Origin of the sequence: Providencia sp. PROV201, from assembly GCF_028479545.1 — a bacterium.
In the GTDB taxonomy this organism is placed as follows: Bacteria; Pseudomonadota; Gammaproteobacteria; order Enterobacterales; family Enterobacteriaceae; genus Providencia; species Providencia huaxiensis.
Window position 1 is genome coordinate 91,103 of record NZ_JAMPNW010000006.1, and the last position, 15,621, is coordinate 106,723.

Here is a 15,621-nt window from a genome sequence, read left to right on the forward strand (position 1 = left end):
TATTTATTGAAATGGGCATCACAATAGGTACATTGCGATGCCCATAAAGAAAGTTAACGTTTCTTACCGAATGCCGCGGCAAGGGCATCACTCATGGCGCTGTTACCTGAAGATGCGCTGTTTTGGCGTGAGTTACCTCTTGATTGAGGCGCCTTACGCGCATTTTTGTCCTGTTCAGGGGCTGCACGGCGAGGGGCACTGTTAGAATCACCCGCTTGTTCATCTAAACGCATCGTTAACGCAATACGTTTGCGTGCAATATCCACATCTAACACTTTGACTTTCACAATGTCGCCCGCTTTTACCACCTTGTGTGGGTCTTCGACATAACTATTTGAAAGTGAAGAAATATGAACTAAACCGTCTTGGTGAACACCAATATCCACAAAAGCGCCGAAGTTGGTCACATTGGTGACTGCACCTTCTAAGATCATGCCAGAAGTCAGGTCTTTCATGGTTTCTACACCTTCGGCAAAGGTGGCTGTTTTAAACTCAGGGCGTGGGTCACGACCCGGTTTTTCCAGTTCTTTAATGATATCGGTGACAGTTGGAACCCCGAATTGCTCAGTGGTAAAGTCACGTGGACTCAAGGTATTAAGCACCTGTGAGTTGCCCATAATTTCTTTGAGTGGCTGGCGGACAGACTCAAGAATTTTTTCAACAATCGGGTAAGCTTCAGGGTGAACAGTAGAAGCATCTAACGGGTTTTCACCATTGGTGATACGCAAGAAGCCCGCACACTGTTCAAAGGCTTTTGGCCCAAGGCGTGCAACTTTGAGCAACTGTTTTCTATCACTAAACTGGCCATTCTGGTCGCGCCAGTCCACCACGTTTTGCGCAATCATTTTGCTTAAACCGGCAACGCGAGTCAGTAAGGCAACGGAAGCGGTATTCAAGTCAACACCAACGGAGTTTACACAGTCTTCGACAACTGCATCGAGTTTACGCGCTAATTGTGTTTGGCTGACATCATGCTGATATTGGCCAACCCCAATGGATTTTGGGTCAATTTTCACTAATTCAGCCAGTGGGTCTTGTAGGCGACGAGCAATAGATACGGCACCACGTAAAGACACATCTAAGCTTGGGAATTCCAAAGCCGCAAGTTCAGAAGCGGAATAAACAGAAGCGCCAGCTTCGCTGACAATAACTTTCTGCGCAGTGACTTCAGGGTACTGTTTTTGAACTTCAGCAAAGAAACGTTCCGTTTCACGAGAAGCTGTACCGTTACCAATGGCCACTAATTCGACGTTATGTTTTTGGCAAAGTGCCGCAACGATGGTTGCCGATTTTGCGGCTTGTCCGGTATGTGGATAAATCGTATCCGTTGCAATTAATTTACCTGTTGCATCCACGACAGCAACTTTCACGCCAGTACGCAAGCCAGGGTCTAAGCCCATGGTGGCACGCATTCCCGCTGGAGCCGCCATCAGTAAGTCACTAAGGTTACGAGCAAACACGTTAATAGCTTCCTCTTCAGCTTTTTCGCGCAGTGAGCTCATGACTTCTGTTTCTAAGTGCAGTAATACTTTGACACGCCATGTCCAGCTGATCACGGCTTTACGCCATTGGTCAGCAGGAGCATTATTTAAACGAATATCTAAATGGCGGGTGATAATTTCTTCGCAGTAACTTTCTTTTGGTGGTTCATCAAACTGAGGGTCGCAGTTTAATGAAAGCTGTAAAATCCCTTCGTTACGACCACGGAACATTGCAAGGGCTCGGTGAGAAGGAACCTGAGCAACGGGTTCGTGATGTTCAAAGTAGTCACTAAATTTTACCCCTTCTTCTTGCTTACCTTCAGCAACAACAGAAACAAGGTGGGCATTTTTCCAAATATAGTCGCGAACTTTCGCTAAAAGAGTTGCATCTTCGGCGAAACGCTCCATAAGGATATAGCGAGCACCATCTAAAGCGGCTTTAACATCCGCCACACCTTTATCTGCATCGATATAGGTTTTTGCGAGTTCATCAGGTGACTGGCTTGGGTCATTCCACAGGGTATCCGCTAAAGGCTCGAGCCCTGCTTCAATAGCGATTTGCCCGCGGGTGCGACGTTTTGGTTTATAAGGAAGATACAGGTCTTCAAGTTCGGTTTTATTGAGCGTTGTGTTGATAGCGGAGGCAAGCTCTGGTGTCAATTTACCTTGTTCTTCTATCGACTTGAGGATGGTTTGCTTACGGTCATTCAATTCGCGCAAGTACCCTAAACGGCTTTCTAGCTGGCGAAGCTGAGTATCGTCCAACCCACCGGTAACCTCTTTACGGTAACGCGCAATAAACGGGACAGTATTTCCTTCATCTAATAGCGTGATGGCAGAAAAAACTTGTTTCGGCTGGGCTTGCAGTTCCGCTGCAATAATTTGGCTTAGAGTTTCATTCATGTCGAGTTTCAATACCTACTGTTTAAATACCTACTGGAAGAACAGTTAAAAATTTATTGCACTGTTATACTTGGTGGTAACGAGAATTTCCAGACTGAATTTGAGCCTATTGGTAGGAAAGTCTCAGATTATGTTCTATAAAATATTATAATTATGGGCTCCATTGGCTAATATTTGAAGGTTATGACTAAAAGTCTTTTAATTACACGTGAAGGTTGGGATGCGTTAGATAAAGAATTGAAATACCTGTGGAAGGATGAACGCCCTCGGGTAACTCAATCTGTTTCAGAGGCCGCAGCTCAAGGGGATCGCTCAGAAAATGCAGAATATATTTACGGCAAAAAAAGGTTGCGTGAAATTGATAGACGCATCCGTTTTTTATCTAAAAGGTTAGATCAGTTAAGGATTATCGAGCCTGATCCTCGCCAAGAAGGCCGTGTGTTTTTTGGCGCATGGGTTAAACTAGAAGATGAAAATGAAAATATCAGAATATTCCGTATCGTCGGTGCTGATGAATTCAACCCTACGAAACAATGGATTTCAATTGATTCTCCCGTAGCGCGAGCCTTGATAGGTAAACAGGTTGATGATGAAATAACAGTAAATACGCCGGGAGGGCAGGTGACTTATTTTGTATTAGAAATAAGCTACAAGCCACTAACCGTCTGAAGTGTAAAATGATTCATTAAATCCCATGTTAGTGGTAAATTAGTGAGCATTAATATTGTTTTACTTACATTCATTAAAAAAATAATTTGAAAGATGCACATCTTGAGGGCTACAAAATGCAGGAAAGTTATAAGGTTCTTGTCGTCGATGATGATATGCGTTTACGTGCGCTGCTGGAACGCTACCTCACTGAGCAGGGTTTTCAGGTAAGAAGTGCTGCAAACGCTGAACAGATGGACAGAATCCTGACGAGGGAATCTATTCACTTGATCGTCTTAGATTTAATGCTGCCGGGCGAAGATGGCTTATCAATTTGTCGTCGCTTACGTAGTCAAAATAACCCAATTCCAATTATTATGGTGACAGCGAAAGGCGAAGAAGTGGATCGTATCGTTGGCTTAGAAATCGGTGCGGACGACTATATTCCAAAACCTTTTAATCCACGGGAATTGCTAGCTCGTATTCGTGCGGTATTACGTCGTCAAGCTAATGAATTACCGGGCGCGCCATCTCAAGATGATGCGATAATTACCTTTGGTAAATTCAAATTAAATCTTGGGACGCGAGAAATGTTTCAAGGTGATGAAAATATGCCGTTAACTAGCGGTGAATTCGCGGTGTTAAAAGTATTGGTTTCTTATCCAAGGGAACCGTTGTCGCGTGACAAGCTAATGAGCTTAGCGCGAGGCCGTGAATACAGTGCGATGGAACGTTCTATTGATGTTCAGATCTCACGTTTGCGTCGCATGGTTGAAGAAGACCCAGCACATCCTCGTTATATTCAGACGGTTTGGGGATTGGGTTATGTGTTTGTTCCTGATGGAAGTAAAGCATGAAGCGACTGAGGTTCTCAAGGCGTAGTACATTTTCTCGCTCGTTATTTTTATTTGTAGCCTTACTGTTTGCGAGCCTCGTAACCAGCTATATGGTTGTGTTGAATTTTGTTGTGATGCCTAGCTTACAACAATTCAATAAGGTGCTGGCATACGAAGTAAGAACATTAATGACAGAGAAAATGGTCCTACAAGATGGAACCTCAGTGCGTGTATCTCCCGCGTTGCGTAAGAAAATCTACAATGAATTAGGGATCACCTTTTATGCACACTCAGCAGCGATGGAAGAAGGACTGAATTGGGCAAAAGAGTATGATTTCCTAAGCGAACATATGTCGGAATATATTGGTGGCAAGGCAAGTGTTCACCTCGAATTAGGCCGAGAGTACCCCATTCTATGGTTAACGTCTTATCTTGCACCTGATATTTGGGTGCGAGTTCCACTGACTGAAATTGGACAAAACCAGTTCTCCCTTGTTTTTCGCTATACATTAACGATTTTTCTCACCATTTTTGCGGGGGTATGGTTGTATATACGCTACCAAAACAAGCCATTACTTGAATTAGAATACCACGCCGGAGAAGTTGGTAAGGGGTTTGTCTTACCCCCAATGCAGGAAAAAGGTGCCACCGAGGTCAGGGCCGCTATTCGGTCTTTTAACCACATGGCAGCAGGAATTAAAACCTTAGAAAATGACCGAACTGTCTTAATGGCAGGGGTAAGCCATGACCTAAGAACCCCCTTAACCCGTATTCGTTTAGCAACAGAAATGATGAGCCCAGAAGATAGCTACCTGGCAGAATCCATTAATAAAGATATTGAAGAGTGTGATGCGATCATCGGCCAATTCATGTCTTACCTGAAAACGGGTCAAGAAATGGATATGGAATTCTGTGACCTTAACGCTATCTTGATGGAAGCAGTGAACTCAGAAAGCAACGTCGTAGGCGAAATTGAAACCGCACTTGAGCCTGGCTCAATGATTGTTAATGGTAACCCATTAGCAATTAAACGCGCGATTACCAATATGATTGTTAATGCCTACCGCTATGGTAATGGCTGGATCAAGGTCAGTAGTGGTAAAACGGAAGACTCAGTTTGGTTCCAAGTCGAAGATGACGGAGCAGGTATCAAAGAAGAAGATATTCATCGTCTGTTCCAGCCATTTGTGCAAGGTGAAAAAGCCCGTAGCAACAAAGGAACAGGGCTAGGACTGGCAATTATTCGCCGAATTGTTGATGCCCACGAAGGGAGTATTGAGATCCATAAGAGTGAGCGTGGTGGGTTTGCGATTAGGGCTCTTCTCCCTCTTAAAGAAAAAGAAGACTGATATCTCGTCATATTTCAAGCTGTAGGGGTGTTGCCTACACTCAACTACCCTAGTCACATACTTGTGTATGCTCCTAGGGATATCTTCGTTTGGCGCCTACCTACAACTTGAACTATTTAGAGCTATCTTTCTACTCTTCACACTTTGCGCCGCAGCGTTGTTGGCGGCAACACAAATTGTTTTGAGTATTATTTTATGGTTGCAGGGTAAAAAAATTTTCGCTTTTATGACAGTCTGTCATTTTTCTTTTTGGTATCAGTGTTGAAACTGAAATTTTTTAACTATTTGAATTTTATAATATAAAGATTCACTTCCCTTCGTTTTTGTTTTCTCTCCAGTGAAAAAATCAGCAATTGTCATAAAACTGTCATAAAAACGACATGTTGTCGTAACTAAATTGTCCTATTTTTCCTACCGTGACATACACCCAACAATTTTATACTTGATTGTTTCTATACATCCCCGGAGGGATTATGAAAATGACGCGTACCACCTTAGCAAGCGTAATGGCAGCAACTTTATCTCTGACCGCAATGTCTTCTTTTGCTGCTACCAGCCTGACCGGAGCTGGCGCGACCTTTCCTGCTCCTGTTTATGCGAAGTGGGCAGACTCTTATCAGAAAGAAACAGCTAATAAAGTAAACTATCAGGGGATTGGTTCTTCTGGTGGTGTCAAACAAATTAATGCAAAAACAGTTGATTTCGGTGCATCCGATGCCCCATTGACTGATGAAAAATTAAAAGAGGATGGCTTGTTCCAATTCCCTACTGTTATCGGTGGTGTGGTACTGGCTGTCAATGTAAAAGGTATTGAGTCAGGGCAACTGACTTTAGATGGCAACACATTAGGTGACATCTATTTAGGCAAAATCACTAAATGGAATGACCCAGCAATCGCTAAATTGAACCCAAATGTTAGCTTGCCAGACCAAGCTATCGCAGTCGTTAGACGCTCTGACGGTTCGGGTACCACATTCGTATTCACAAGCTACCTCGCTAAAGTCAGCGCAAGCTGGAAATCAGACGTTGGTGCAGGTTCAACCGTTAACTGGCCGAAAAATAGCGTAGGCGGTAAAGGAAATGATGGCGTTGCCGCTTTCGTACAGCGTCTACCAGGTTCTATCGGTTATGTTGAATATGCTTACGCAAAACAGAACAACCTTGCGTATACTAAATTAATCTCTGCCGATGGCGAAGCGGTTTCACCAACGGGTGAAAGTTTCAGCGCAGCAGCGAAGAAAGTTGACTGGTCTAAATCTTTTGCTCAAGATTTAACAAACCGTGATGGCGCGAATGCATGGCCGATTACTTCAACCACATTCATCTTAGTTCACAAGCAGCAAGCGAATGCGGAAAAAGGCAAAGCAGTTCTTGACTTCTTCAACTGGGCTTATGATAAAGGTGGTAAACAAGCGGAAGCATTAGATTACGCAATTCTACCTCAAGAAGTCGTGACCGCAGTACGTGCAGCATGGAAAACAGAAGTTAAAGATAGCCAAGGTAAAGCATTATTCTAGGTGAGCTTAGGTTTTCTAAGTGCACTTAGGGTTGGAAATGGCGGGTAAGTGCTGAGGAACAGGGCTTACCCGCTCATCGTTGTAACGCAATCCTGTGAAAAAGAGCAGGAATGAAATGAGAACAAAGCGCATGGCCGAGAAAACAACGGCATTTAGAGCTCCCAGCAAATCAGGTGATGTGATTTTTAGTGCACTGGTAAAGATTGCCGCGCTCATCACTTTGTTAATGCTCGGAGGCATTATTATTTCCCTTATTTTTGCATCTTGGCCAAGTATGCAAAAGTTTGGGTTTTCGTTTTTATGGACCAAAGAGTGGGATGCTCCAGCGGAAGAATTCGGTGCCCTTGTGCCTATTTACGGCACTATCGTTACATCGTTAATCGCTCTGATTATCGCCGTTCCCGTTAGTTTTGGTATAGCGTTATTCCTAACAGAGCTGGCGCCTAATTGGTTAAAACGTCCTCTTGGTATCGCGATTGAACTTCTTGCTGCTATCCCAAGTATTGTTTATGGGATGTGGGGGTTATTTGTCTTTGCACCCCTGTTTGCAGAATATTTCCAAGAACCAGTTGGTAATGTGATGTCGAGTGTGCCGATTGTCGGTGAATTATTTTCAGGGCCTGCATTCGGGATCGGTATTTTAGCAGCGGGGATTATCCTCGCGATTATGATTATTCCTTATATTGCGTCAGTGATGCGCGATGTATTTGAACAAACACCTGTGATGATGAAAGAGTCAGCCTACGGGATTGGCTGTACAACGTGGGAAGTGATTTGGAATATCGTGTTGCCGTATACCCGTAATGGGGTCATTGGTGGTGTGATGTTAGGCCTTGGTCGTGCGCTGGGTGAAACCATGGCGGTGACTTTCGTGATTGGTAATACTTACCAACTTGATAGCGCATCACTGTTTATGCCTGGTAACAGTATCACCTCGGCACTCGCAAATGAGTTTGCGGAAGCAGAGAGCGGTTTACATACCTCGGCCTTGATGGAGCTTGGACTTATCCTGTTTGTTATCACTTTCATTGTGTTAGCAATTTCCAAGTTGATGGTCATGCGTCTTGCGAAGAATGAGGGCCGTTAATATGTCGATATCTCAACCTATCGCAGTGAATGAAAAAGAACGAGCACGCCGTCAAGCGTGGCGCCGCCAAGTTAACAGAATGGCTCTATTTGTTTCAATGTTAACCATGGCTTTCGGCTTGTTCTGGTTAGTGTGGATTTTGTTTTCTACTGTCACTAAAGGGATTGATGGCATGTCCCTCAATCTGTTTACTGAAATGACTCCACCACCGAATACGGAAGGTGGCGGGCTGGCAAATGCCATCGTAGGAAGTGGTTTATTAATCTTATGGGCGACAGTTATTGGTACGCCTTTAGGGATTTTAGCGGGAATTTATTTAGCAGAGTATGGCCGTAAGTCATGGTTAGCTTCAGTTACCCGTTTTATTAATGACATTTTATTATCAGCTCCATCTATCGTTGTCGGGTTGTTTGTGTACACCATTGTGGTTGCTCAAATGCAGCACTTCTCGGGTTGGGCTGGGGTTGTGGCGCTTGCATTGCTGCAAATTCCAATTGTTATCCGAACTACTGAAAACATGTTGAAACTAGTTCCAGATAGCTTGCGTGAAGCCGCTTATGCACTTGGCACACCAAAATGGAAAATGATTTTATCTATTACGTTAAAAGCGTCGGTGTCAGGGATTATCACTGGGATCTTACTTGCAATTGCGCGTATAGCAGGGGAAACCGCACCGCTTCTGTTTACTTCACTGTCAAATCAGTTCTGGAGTACAGATATGAGCGAACCCATCGCTAACTTACCAGTGACAATCTTCAAATTTGCAATGAGCCCGTTCTCTGAATGGCAAGAGCTTGCATGGGCAGGGGTTCTGTTAATTACCCTATGTGTCCTGCTCATTAACATCATTGCACGTGTTGTGTTCGCACAGAAAAAACACTAAGCACCAGATAAATAAAGATTTAGAGAGAAAAGCAAACCATGATTAATGCAAACGATATTGCAAACAGTAAAATTAAAGTCCGTGACCTCAACTTCTATTATGGCAAGTTTCACGCACTGAAAAATATCTCTTTAGACATTGAAAAAAATAAAGTAACTGCGTTTATCGGCCCATCAGGCTGTGGTAAATCGACACTATTGCGTACCTTCAATAAAATGTATGAACTGTATGGCGAGCAGCGCGCAGAAGGTGAAATTTTACTGGATGGCCAAAATATCCTGACTGATAAACAAGATATCGCGCTGTTACGTGCAAAAGTCGGTATGGTATTCCAAAAACCAACACCATTTCCGATGTCAATCTACGATAATATTGCATTTGGTGTGCGTTTATTTGAAAAGTTATCCCGTGTGGAAATGGACGAACGCGTGCAGTGGGCGTTAACAAAGGCTGCATTATGGAATGAAACCAAAGATAAGCTACACCAAAGTGGTTATAGCTTGTCGGGTGGGCAGCAACAGCGTCTCTGTATTGCTCGTGGTATTGCTATTCGCCCAGAGGTTTTATTGTTGGATGAGCCTTGTTCTGCCCTTGACCCAATTTCAACCGGTCGAATTGAAGAACTAATTAGTGAATTAAAGTCAGAATACACAGTGGTCATTGTTACCCATAATATGCAACAAGCAGCACGCTGTTCTGACTATACGGCTTTCATGTATCTAGGGGAGTTAGTCGAGTTTAACCATACTGACAAAATGTTTACTACCCCAGAAATGAAGCAAACTGAAGATTATATTACTGGCCGCTACGGTTGATATGGAGCCGACGATGGATACGCTGAATCACAACAAACATATATCGGGGCAGTTCAATGCTGAACTGGAACATATCCATACTGAATTGATGACGATGGGAGGACTGGTCGAAGAGCAGCTTACCAAAGCCATTACTGCCATGCATAATCAGGATGAAGCCCTAGCGCGTGAAGTTATCGAAAATGACCATAAAGTCAATATGATGGAAGTGGCCATTGATGAAGAATGCGTTAAAATCATCGCGAAGCGCCAACCAACAGCGAGTGATTTGCGTCTGATTATGGCTATTTCAAAAACCATTGCTGAGCTGGAAAGAATCGGCGATGTTGCAGACAAAATTTGCCAAACCGCATTGGAAAAATTCTCTCATCAACATCAGCCTCTGTTAGTGAGTTTAGAATCATTAGGCCGTCACACAGTACAAATGCTACATGATGTATTAGATGCATTCGCACGAATGGATCTCGAAGAAGCTATTCGTATCTATCGTGAAGATGAGAAAGTTGACCAAGAGTATGAGGGCATCGTGCGCCAATTGATGACTTATATGATGGAAGACCCACGGACGATCCCGAGTGTATTAACAGCACTGTTCTGCGCTCGTTCAATTGAGCGTATCGGCGACCGTTGCCAAAATATCTGTGAGTTTATTTTCTACTATGTGAAGGGGCAAGATTTCCGCCATGTGGGGGGAGATAGTCTCGAAAAAATGTTGACTAAAGACGATTAAATGCTCGTCATATTTCGTGCTGTGGCGGTGTTGGCTTCGCTCGGCTAGCCACAACACGAACAATTTAGAGTATTGATGAATGAGGTTAATGTATTCGATAGCCTATTTATTACGATGAATACTCTAACACGTTCTTCTACCGACTTTCTTCTTGCTCAATAAGAGTCTATTGATGGTTTAACCATGTTTGGGGCACTTTGTTATCAAGGTGGCCCTTTTTTGTTTGGTCTTATATTCCATTTTGATATAAATATATTATTTAATATTATTTCAAGTGCTAAGCAATAGTTGATAGCTTGTGATGGTCGATTTACAAAAATTTACCGTCAGGGGTGTTCAATGAAAGCTCGTATTCTAACGACTGTTTTACTTACAGGTTTAGCGCTGACAGCGAATGTCGCTAGCGCAGATAAATTAGATGATATCAAACAAGCGGGTGTGATCCGTATTTCGGTATTTGATAGTAACCCACCATTTGGTTTCATTGACCCAAAAACTAAAAAATTAGCGGGTTATGATATTGATATTGCACAAGAAATAGCAGATAGCCTAGGTGTGAAACTAGAGCTTCGCCCCACTAACCCAGCAAACCGTATTCCACTCCTGACTTCAGGTAAAGTTGACCTAATCGGTGCTAACTTCACCATTACAGATGAACGCGCAAAACAAGTTGATTTTTCTATTCCTGATTTTGCGACAGGCCAAAAATTTATTGCCCGTAAAGGCGTATTAAAAACACCTGATGACATCAAACCACTGCGTATTGGCGCAGATAAAGGCACTGTGCAGGAAGTCACTTTACGTGAACGTTTCCCTGACACAAAAGTGATTTCTTATGACGATACCCCGCAAGCGTTCGCGGCACTGCGTAATGGTAACGTCCAAGCTATCACTCAAGATGATGCCAAATTGGTTGGCTTATTAGGTAATTTACCTGAAAAAGTGAAGGCAGATTTTGAAATCTCTCCATTTAGCCTAACAAAAGAGTACCAAGCATTGGCAGCAAGCAAAGGTGAAACTCGTTTGGTTGAAAACGTCAACGAAACACTGCTGAAACTGGAAAAAGACGGTAAAGCCGAGGTGATCTATAACCGTTGGTTTGGGCCAGATACTAAAGCAGCACAACCACGCGGAGACTTTAAATTCGCGCCACTGAGTGAGCAACAGCCACAGTCTTAATGGGTAACAGTAAGTACTCAGTGATTTGAAGCCCCGCACTCTGTGTGGGGTTCTTGGTTATAAGGGATGAGTTTTTAATCACAAGCGGTGAAGGCAATAGGTCGTGAACAATGTTTGAAAAATTTTTAAATGGTGATTTTTGGTCTGCTCATTTACTAGCGCCGCAGTATCTAGAGTGGTTTGGCTACGGCTTTTTGATCACTGTTTGGATCTCGATTTGTACCATTGTTGCAGCCACTGTATTGGGTTTTATCGTTGCATCAGCAAAGGATAGCCAAATTGCTCCTGTGCGTTGGGCCGTGAGTATCTATATCTCTATTTTCAGAAATACACCTTTGTTGGTGCAGTTATTCTTTTGGTACTTCGCTTCCGGTGAAATTTTACCTACTGTTGCGATGGAGTGGCTCAATACCCCCCATGAAATCCATTTACTTGGAATAACAGTGGGTTGGCCGTCATTTGAATTTTTAGCGGGCTTTATTGGTTTGACCCTGTATACCGTACCATTTATTGCTGAAGAAATACGAGCTGGGATCCGCGGTGTTCGTCAGGGGCAAAAATATGCGGCATTTGCTTTAGGGCTAACTTCATGGCAGGCCATGAAACTGGTGGTATTACCGCAAGCAGTAAAAATCGCTATGCCTCCGCTACTAGGCCAATATATGAATGTGGTGAAAAATTCATCATTAACAATGGCAATAGGTGTAGCGGAACTGTCTTATGTTTCTCGCCAAGTAGATAGCCAGACATTACAAACCTTCGCAGCCTTTGGCGTGGCAACCGTTTTGTATATTGCCATTATTGCAGTGATGGAAGGTTGGGGCCAGTGGCGCCAGCAGCGTAATTTGGCTCAGGGGGTATAAGATGGATTTTTCGATTATTGAGCAGAACTGGCAATATTTGTTATTTGGCACTTTCCCGGATGGCCCATTAGAAGGCGCAGCACTGACGTTAGTCATTAGCTTGCTTGCAGGTGCAGCTTCTATTGTATTAGGTACATTGGGGGGGATTGCATTAGCCATGCTGCGAGGTTTTTGGGTTAACCTATTCGCTGCAGTATTAGGTTTTTTCCGTGCAATTCCAGTAATTATGCTGATTTTTTGGACCTATTTCTTGTTGCCGATGTTATTGGGCACGGAAATTCCTGGGATAGCGACAGTTGTATGTGCATTGGCATTGATTACCTCTGCATATTTGGCTCATGCCGTGAAAGCGGGTATTTTAGCGATAGGTAAAGGGCAGTGGCAAGCCGGGATGTCCTTGGGGTTCAGCCGCTGGCAGGTATTGTGGAATATCGTATTACCACAGGCTTTACGTATGATGGTTCCGTCATTTATTAACCAGTGGGTGGCATTAATTAAAGATACCTCATTGGCTTATATTGTTGGGGTCGCTGAGCTGTCATTTTTGGCGACACAAGTGAATAACCGTGAAATGGTTTATCCTCTTGAAGTTTTCTTATTCGTCGCATTTATTTATTTTGTGATGTGCTTTGCGGTAGAAATCATTGCAAATAGGGTGGCGAAAAGGCTTAGCGCGCAACATCAGCCTCAGAAACTGGCAGCGAAACATCGTTTATTGTTTTGGCGTCGACAAAAACTATTAGCACTGTCTTAAATTAAACGTGGTGGTGAAATAACCACCACTTCTTCTATTAGTTACCATCAATTCTTTTATTATTTCACTCAAGTGTATCAGTTAGTTAGGACATTTTTGCCCATTACAGTTTACGCAATCGTTTTCTTTTGTGATTTTTAATTGTAGTATAGGGCGAAAAAAACTTTTTTTGGGCGCGATATCTAATGAGTAATCAATCTTCTAGCTCGGCACAACCGCAGGGCTTGTTTCAGCGTGTTTTTAAATTACAAGAACATGGCACCACAGCAAGAACTGAGGTTGTTGCTGGCTTCACTACCTTCTTAACGATGGTCTATATTGTCTTCGTTAACCCTCAAATTCTCTCAGTTGCAGGAATGGATATCAAAGCGGTATTTGTCACTACCTGTTTGATTGCGGCTATTGGCAGTATTTTGATGGGATTACTGGCGAATTTACCTATTGCTGTTGCGCCAGCCATGGGGCTGAATGCCTTCTTTGCTTTTGTTGTTGTTGGAGCGATGGGGTACTCATGGGAAATCGCGATGGGCGCGGTATTCTGGGGAGCTGTCGGGTTATTTATTCTGACGCTATTTCGCATTCGTTATTGGATTATCGCCAATATTCCTCTTAGCCTACGCGTTGGTATTACCAGCGGTATCGGTTTATTTATTGCCATGATGGGGCTGAAAAATTCCGGTATTATTGTTGCGAACCCGGACACGTTAGTTTCTATCGGTAACTTAACCCACCATAATGTTTGGCTGGGAGCACTCGGTTTCTTTATTATCGCTATTCTTGCCGCACGCAATATTCATGCCGCGGTATTAGTTTCTATTGCAGTGACAACATTGATTGGCCTAGCTCTAGGGGATGTGAAATATTCTGGGATATTCTCAATGCCGCCGAGTATCACGAGCGTTGTGGGGCAAGTTGATTTCTCTGGCTCTTTAGACTTAGCGCTATCCGGTGTGATTTTTGCCTTTATGTTAGTTAACTTGTTTGACTCATCAGGCACCATGATAGGTGTGACTGACAAAGCGGGTATTACGAATGAACGCGGGACTTTCCCACGAATGAAACAAGCGTTATATGTGGACAGCTTGAGTTCTGTCGCAGGTTCAGCGATGGGGACCTCTTCTGTCACTGCATATATCGAAAGTTCTTCTGGTGTTTCTGTCGGTGGGCGCACAGGTTTAACTGCGATTGTCGTTGGTGTTTTATTCCTATTGACCATGTTTATCTCACCTCTTGCAGGCATGGTTCCAGCTTATGCTACTGCGGGTGCCTTGATTTACGTGGGCGTGCTGATGACTTCAAGCTTAACTCGCGTGAAGTGGGATGACTTAACCGAGTCTGTACCCGCATTCATTACCGCTGTGATGATGCCATTTAGTTTCTCAATCACAGAAGGTATTGCGCTAGGCTTTATTGCGTACTGTGCAATGAAAATTGGTACCGGACGCTGGCGTGACCTGGGTCTGTGCGTGATTTTAGTGGCGGCGATGTTCCTACTAAAAATGGTGCTCGTCGACGCCTAATATTCGTCATACTTCAAGCTGTGGCGTTGTTGTCTTCACTCGGCTACTCGGGTCACATACTTATGTATGCTCCCCGAGATAACCTCGATTGACGCCTAGCCACAACTTGAATTATTTAGAATATTTCTCAAGATGGCTCTCTATTTTTTTAGGTAAAACCACTTGGAAGATTAATCCCCCTTCAGATGGCTTTCCCGTCTTGTTACTTGCATGCAACACAAATTATTTAAGGTATAATCAATAAAGTACTGTTGCGAAGGCAGGGTGGGATAAAAAATCCGCTGAAATTGCAAACTAGTGCTTTCCCCCTTTATGGGATCCTGCTAGATTTCGCAGCAGAAACTGACTTTATCAAGGTATCAGACCATGAATGCACCAAAAAAACCGGCTGCTAAGCCAAAGAAAAAATACCGTAAAACCAAAGAAGAAATTAATGCGGAAGGCCGTGAGCGTAAACGCGAGAAAAAACATCGTGGTCATAAATCCGGTAGCCGTTATGTAGAACAAGCATCTAACAAGCAAAATGGCGGGCAAAATAGTTCAACCGACCCTCGTTTAGGTAGCAAAAAGCCTGTGCCTTTAATTGTGGATGAAAAACAGGCCACGAAACCTGTGGTTGAGAAAAAACAGCCGACTGTCAAAGAAAAATTGACGCCAGAAAAAGAGCTGGAAATGCTGGAAAGCGATGATCGTTTAGATAGCATTTTAGCGCGTCTGGAAGATGGCGAAACCATCACAGCACAAGAGCAGCAGTATGTTGATACCTGTTTAGATCGCATTGATGAATTGATGAATATTCTCGGTATTGAATATAGCGAAGAAGAAGAGGAAGAAGACGAAGAAAAACTTGATGACATTATGCGCATCTTAAAAAGTAAATAATTTCGTTTAAAAGATCCCTCGTGCTAGCGGGGGATTTAGCTATTTTTTCTGCTAACTCACTTTTCTTTGATGTTGTATCAAATCTCTTTTCGCTAACATACTTTATAATATTATTTAAGTTGTGAAACTTTCACACTCACCAAATAACAATTAAATAAGGTGCAACCCGTTATT

The 15,621-nt window shown here is 43.3% G+C and carries 14 protein-coding genes; 13 read left to right on the forward strand and 1 reads right to left on the reverse strand.

Translation table 11 applies throughout. The features are described from left to right. Positions 1–53 precede the first annotated feature (53 nt). Positions 54–2,384: a Tex family protein gene (locus tag PR809_RS07040; RefSeq protein WP_206276012.1), complete on the reverse strand. Its 2,331-nt coding sequence runs from the start codon at positions 2,382–2,384 to the stop codon at positions 54–56. 183 nt (positions 2,385–2,567) lie between these two features. On the opposite strand from PR809_RS07040, the gene greB reads away from it, so the two are divergent. From greB to yihI, 13 genes are all read left to right on the forward strand, one after another. Beyond that, positions 2,568–3,053, forward strand: coding sequence for a transcription elongation factor GreB (gene greB, locus PR809_RS07045; RefSeq protein WP_102138815.1), 486 nt, complete (start codon positions 2,568–2,570; stop codon positions 3,051–3,053). Positions 3,054–3,169: 116 nt separating this feature from the next. Further along, complete coding sequence (gene ompR / locus PR809_RS07050) at positions 3,170–3,889, forward strand: osmolarity response regulator transcription factor OmpR (RefSeq protein WP_004266122.1); 720 nt, start codon at positions 3,170–3,172, stop codon at positions 3,887–3,889. Next, positions 3,886–5,217, forward strand: a complete 1,332-nt coding sequence (gene envZ / locus PR809_RS07055) for a two-component system sensor histidine kinase EnvZ (RefSeq protein WP_102138816.1) — start codon at positions 3,886–3,888, stop codon at positions 5,215–5,217. The genes ompR and envZ overlap by 4 nt, the downstream gene beginning before the upstream one ends. 473 nt (positions 5,218–5,690) lie before the next feature. Next, positions 5,691–6,734 carry a phosphate ABC transporter substrate-binding protein PstS gene (gene pstS, locus PR809_RS07060; RefSeq protein ID WP_102138817.1) on the forward strand — a complete coding sequence of 348 codons (1,044 nt, stop codon included), beginning with the start codon at positions 5,691–5,693 and terminating at the stop codon, positions 6,732–6,734. 130 nt (positions 6,735–6,864) lie between these two features. Further along, positions 6,865–7,821, forward strand: coding sequence for a phosphate ABC transporter permease PstC (gene pstC / locus PR809_RS07065; RefSeq protein ID WP_004262847.1), 957 nt, complete (start codon positions 6,865–6,867; stop codon positions 7,819–7,821). A 1-nt stretch (position 7,822) separates the two neighbouring features. Then, on the forward strand, positions 7,823–8,704 hold the full coding sequence (gene pstA, locus PR809_RS07070; protein WP_036958603.1) for a phosphate ABC transporter permease PstA: 882 nt from the start codon (positions 7,823–7,825) through the stop codon (positions 8,702–8,704). 38 nt (positions 8,705–8,742) lie between these two features. Further along, positions 8,743–9,519: a phosphate ABC transporter ATP-binding protein PstB gene (gene pstB / locus PR809_RS07075; protein WP_004262838.1), complete on the forward strand. Its 777-nt coding sequence runs from the start codon at positions 8,743–8,745 to the stop codon at positions 9,517–9,519. Positions 9,520–9,532: 13 nt separating this feature from the next. Beyond that, complete coding sequence (phoU, locus tag PR809_RS07080) at positions 9,533–10,249, forward strand: phosphate signaling complex protein PhoU (RefSeq protein ID WP_102138818.1); 717 nt, start codon at positions 9,533–9,535, stop codon at positions 10,247–10,249. Between the two features lie 339 nt (positions 10,250–10,588). Continuing rightward, positions 10,589–11,428 carry an ABC transporter substrate-binding protein gene (locus PR809_RS07085; RefSeq protein WP_206276011.1) on the forward strand — a complete coding sequence of 280 codons (840 nt, stop codon included), beginning with the start codon at positions 10,589–10,591 and terminating at the stop codon, positions 11,426–11,428. A 110-nt stretch (positions 11,429–11,538) separates the two neighbouring features. Next, complete coding sequence (locus tag PR809_RS07090; protein ID WP_195698042.1) at positions 11,539–12,291, forward strand: amino acid ABC transporter permease; 753 nt, start codon at positions 11,539–11,541, stop codon at positions 12,289–12,291. A gap of 1 nt (position 12,292) precedes the next feature. Next, positions 12,293–13,045 carry an amino acid ABC transporter permease gene (locus tag PR809_RS07095; protein ID WP_166266015.1) on the forward strand — a complete coding sequence of 251 codons (753 nt, stop codon included), beginning with the start codon at positions 12,293–12,295 and terminating at the stop codon, positions 13,043–13,045. Between the two features lie 185 nt (positions 13,046–13,230). Further along, entirely contained in the window at positions 13,231–14,565 is a 1,335-nt protein-coding gene (locus tag PR809_RS07100; RefSeq protein ID WP_102138822.1) for an NCS2 family permease, read from the forward strand. Between the two features lie 366 nt (positions 14,566–14,931). Beyond that, on the forward strand, positions 14,932–15,447 hold the full coding sequence (gene yihI / locus PR809_RS07105; protein ID WP_166266012.1) for a Der GTPase-activating protein YihI: 516 nt from the start codon (positions 14,932–14,934) through the stop codon (positions 15,445–15,447). Positions 15,448–15,621 lie beyond the last annotated feature (174 nt).

Excerpts from the sequence above, each read along its gene's own strand:
- PR809_RS07040 (WP_206276012.1), bottom strand. The coding sequence starts at position 2,384 with ATGAATGAAACTCTAAGCCAAATTATTGCAGCGGAACTGCAAGCCCAG.
- greB (WP_102138815.1), top strand. The coding sequence starts at position 2,568 with ATGACTAAAAGTCTTTTAATTACACGTGAAGGTTGGGATGCGTTAGAT.
- ompR (WP_004266122.1), top strand. The coding sequence starts at position 3,170 with ATGCAGGAAAGTTATAAGGTTCTTGTCGTCGATGATGATATGCGTTTA.
- envZ (WP_102138816.1), top strand. The coding sequence starts at position 3,886 with ATGAAGCGACTGAGGTTCTCAAGGCGTAGTACATTTTCTCGCTCGTTA.
- pstS (WP_102138817.1), top strand. The coding sequence starts at position 5,691 with ATGAAAATGACGCGTACCACCTTAGCAAGCGTAATGGCAGCAACTTTA.
- pstC (WP_004262847.1), top strand. The coding sequence starts at position 6,865 with ATGGCCGAGAAAACAACGGCATTTAGAGCTCCCAGCAAATCAGGTGAT.
- pstA (WP_036958603.1), top strand. The coding sequence starts at position 7,823 with ATGTCGATATCTCAACCTATCGCAGTGAATGAAAAAGAACGAGCACGC.
- pstB (WP_004262838.1), top strand. The coding sequence starts at position 8,743 with ATGATTAATGCAAACGATATTGCAAACAGTAAAATTAAAGTCCGTGAC.
- phoU (WP_102138818.1), top strand. The coding sequence starts at position 9,533 with ATGGATACGCTGAATCACAACAAACATATATCGGGGCAGTTCAATGCT.
- PR809_RS07085 (WP_206276011.1), top strand. The coding sequence starts at position 10,589 with ATGAAAGCTCGTATTCTAACGACTGTTTTACTTACAGGTTTAGCGCTG.
- PR809_RS07090 (WP_195698042.1), top strand. The coding sequence starts at position 11,539 with ATGTTTGAAAAATTTTTAAATGGTGATTTTTGGTCTGCTCATTTACTA.
- PR809_RS07095 (WP_166266015.1), top strand. The coding sequence starts at position 12,293 with ATGGATTTTTCGATTATTGAGCAGAACTGGCAATATTTGTTATTTGGC.
- PR809_RS07100 (WP_102138822.1), top strand. The coding sequence starts at position 13,231 with ATGAGTAATCAATCTTCTAGCTCGGCACAACCGCAGGGCTTGTTTCAG.
- yihI (WP_166266012.1), top strand. The coding sequence starts at position 14,932 with ATGAATGCACCAAAAAAACCGGCTGCTAAGCCAAAGAAAAAATACCGT.